Origin of the sequence: Helicobacter bilis (assembly GCF_900198365.1) — a bacterium.
Taxonomy (GTDB): Bacteria; Campylobacterota; Campylobacteria; order Campylobacterales; family Helicobacteraceae; genus Helicobacter_A; species Helicobacter_A bilis_B.
Window position 1 is genome coordinate 1 of the sequence record NZ_FZMS01000065.1, and the last position, 3,354, is coordinate 3,354.

The 3,354-nt window shown below is 32.2% G+C and carries 3 protein-coding genes; all 3 read right to left on the minus strand.

All coding sequences use genetic code 11. From position 1 onward, the window contains the following. A partial coding sequence (locus tag C6H08_RS08535) for a protein phosphatase 2C domain-containing protein (RefSeq protein WP_199773198.1) occupies positions 1–1,773 on the minus strand: 1,773 nt, incomplete at its 3' end. A 35-nt stretch (positions 1,774–1,808) separates the two neighbouring features. Continuing rightward, entirely contained in the window at positions 1,809–2,477 is a 669-nt protein-coding gene (locus C6H08_RS08540) for a vWA domain-containing protein (protein WP_034562202.1), read from the minus strand. A gap of 253 nt (positions 2,478–2,730) precedes the next feature. After that, positions 2,731–3,237, minus strand: coding sequence for a hypothetical protein (locus C6H08_RS08545; protein ID WP_034579112.1), 507 nt, complete (start codon positions 3,235–3,237; stop codon positions 2,731–2,733). Positions 3,238–3,354: the final 117 nt, after the last annotated feature.

Consider the following 3,354-nt stretch of genomic DNA (forward strand, 5'->3'; position numbering starts at 1 on the left):
TTTTTTGGCTTTATCTTGTCCCTCTCTTATTGCTAACATATGTTTTTGCAAAGATTCTATAAATTTATTCTCTCTTTTGCTATATAATCCCTCTGTGCTACCATCTGACATTAATACAAAAGCATTAATATCTTTTTCTTTTATATTTCCTTTTATAATCTTTAATGCTCTTTCTGCATATTTTGTAGTTACAAAATATGTTTCATTTGCATACTCTCCATTATCTGGATTTGAGATACATTTAAGTTCATCTCCATAAAGCCCACCAATAGCCCCATCACCTAAATGCCCTATAAGACATTGCTCTCCCTTAATCGCTGCAAAAAGCAAGGTAGAGGCTAGGTCTTTTGGTGTGCAAACGCTATGAGTAATCTCTTTTTTTATATTTTCTAAAAGAGATTCTAGATTTATTTCTATCTTTTTCTCCATATCCCTATTTTGCATGTTTATTTTATTTGCTATAAAATCCAAACATGTCCTTCTTGTATTCTCTAGTGAATCTAGCACATTTTGTAGCTCATTTATTTTAATACTATCTATATCACTCTCTTTATAGAATCTCTCTTTAGAGTATTTTTTAATTTTCTCTATTTGTTCTTTTATCTCATCTTTTTTACTATTAAAAGCATTTTTAGCTCTGCTTAACTCTTGTTTTAAGTCATCATGCTCTTTTATGTGTGATTGTAGTTTGCTTTTTTCACTCTCTTTATCTTTTATTGCTTTTTCTAGTAAATCTTGTTCTCTTTGTGCGGCTGCTTCATAGCATTGCATGAAGTTTTTAATGATAAGTTTAAACTCTTTCTTTGTTTTTAAAATATGATTATGCAGTTCCCCATGCTGTATCTCTAGCTCATCTTTTTGCTTTTTTGATTTCTCTTGCAGCTCTTTTGCGTGTTTATTTATATCTTTATATACTTGTTTTAATGTTTTAAGTATATCTTGTCCTATTTTCTCTAAGTCTTTTATAATGTTTGCAATCTTTTCTTGCTTGTCTGCTTTTATATCATTCATACTAGATTCTATTTTGCTTAATAATCCTTTTAAGATTCTATTTTCTTGTGATGTAGAATCTTGCATGTATTTACTGCAAGATTCTATATCTTTAATACCACTTAATTCATCTTCTTTAAATAAACTTTTAACCAAATTAAACAATTTCTTAAGGAATTTTCTATGCTGTTTCTTTAGGATTTTAATATAAAAAATTCTTAAATTATTTATCCTTTCTTTATATTCCTGCCAATACTCTTCTATATCAGTTTGCAAATCTTTACGATAAGAATCATGTTCTCTTCTGCTTTTATCTTTACGATTATGCAATTCTCTTATATCCGTATCCAATGAAGCTATTTTGCGTTCTAATTCTGCCTTATAAGTAAAGTCAATATTACAACGCACACCATTAAGATCGTTTAGACCTTTTTCCAATAGTCTCTGAATCTCCTTATACGCCCCATCTTTTAGCTCATTTATTCTAGTTTCACTCTCTTTTATAAGCTCATTATTAATGGATTCTAGAATCTCTTTTGCTACTACACTAGACTCAGATTCTGTATAATATCTACCGAAGTTATCTCTCATAAGATTTGCCACAACCCTGCTTGTTCTCTCTGCTCCATAGTGAGACAGCCTTGCACTTCCAGCACCATCACATAGTGTTATAATGCCAATATCAGAATCTATAAGGCTATATGCCCTATCTTGACATGGTGTCTTTGAGCCCACATGACTTCGCCCTTGTGTTTCATAGCAAATAGAGATAAATTCCTGCATATATTCTCCTTAAAATCTATTGCAATACAATGCTCTTATAGTGTTCCCCAACCACTTGTATCAGGCAATTTAATTTCTTCGCCCGGCTTTGAATGCGAAGTGATCGCTACACTTTGTGATAACCATTGAAAAAACTCTGGGAAATTTAATCCTTTTAGCATTATGGGTGCTCGTTTTGGCGAAAAATGCTTTAATACTTCCAAATTGCATCCATCTACACCAATTGCAAACACGGTAAGCTTTTTGTTGTTAGCCAAATCGCTTGCCCTTTGTGCAGCATTTGTATAATTATCTGTTGGTGCTCCATCTGTGATTAAAACAAGCCAAGGTTGAAAATATTCAACACCATTGTCTTGATATTCCTTTTTTCTACCTTCCAATAAATCCAAAGCCATAGTTACAGCACTTCCCATAGGTGTATCTCCACCTGAAGAAAAGCTAGGCGGCATATCTTCTGCTATACTTTGAAAATCTTGCCTACATTCTACACCATTATATCCAAATGTAACGATACATACATCAGCGGATTGTTTTGCCACAACATCATTATTGATTGCTTCATAAAATAGCTTAACACCCTCATTTAACTGCATAATGGGACTGCCACCCATAGAGCTACTTGTATCAAGGCATAGACACACAGGCACTCTTTTTGTGGGATTATCTGCCAACTCATTATCGATTTCTTCATGTAAATCACTCATACTAACTCCTAAATTAAAATATTGCGGCTTAAACCGCTAAAATTTGGATTCAATAAATTTTAATTCACTTAAATATAACAAACAATTCCCTATCAATAAATCCAAAGTTTAGCACTTTAAGCAATACAGGCAATTATAAACTCTTGTAAAATTTTTCAAAATGTTTCAACCATATCTCTGGTTTTAAAATACTTTTTTCATCTGCATATTTGCCACCTTTTTGAAAAGTTTGATAAAAACACTCCTGCAATGTCTAGTCTAGCTTTTCCCAATACTCTTGCCCTTTATTTGGGGCTTTCCCACTATTGCCACCGACAATGTATGGGAATCTCATCTCTTTTTGAGATTTATCCCTATCACTACCCTTGCAATCATAGGGGTATCTACCTACATGTGCGAGTAGAAATAGAAATACTGCAATCGCATAATATTCATCTGCTAAATTTCGCATAAATTTATTCATATTTTTACCCCTATGGGCTGGATGTAAAAATGCCTCTGTTATTACCGGGCAGGGAAATTTATCTATTTGAAAGCTATCGCAATCTATAAGTGAAATATTATTATCTGTATCAAAAAGCACATTATTGGGATTAATATCTCCAATGATAATGTCTTTTTCATGTAGCTTTATATTGAGTTTTAAAAACTTGATACACATTTCAATCAAATCTTTATAGTTGCAGTTTGGGTAATGCTTATTTCTCTCCTTGCTACCACCTAAAATATATTGTATTGGCTTACCTTTTGCCCTATTCATTAAAAACCCAATCCACTCATTATTGTTATTATATAGCGTTTTTAGTGGTAGATATATATGTTGCTTGGAATATTCATCAAGCTTTACTTCTTCAAATTTTTTTTAGTTTTTGTTGTG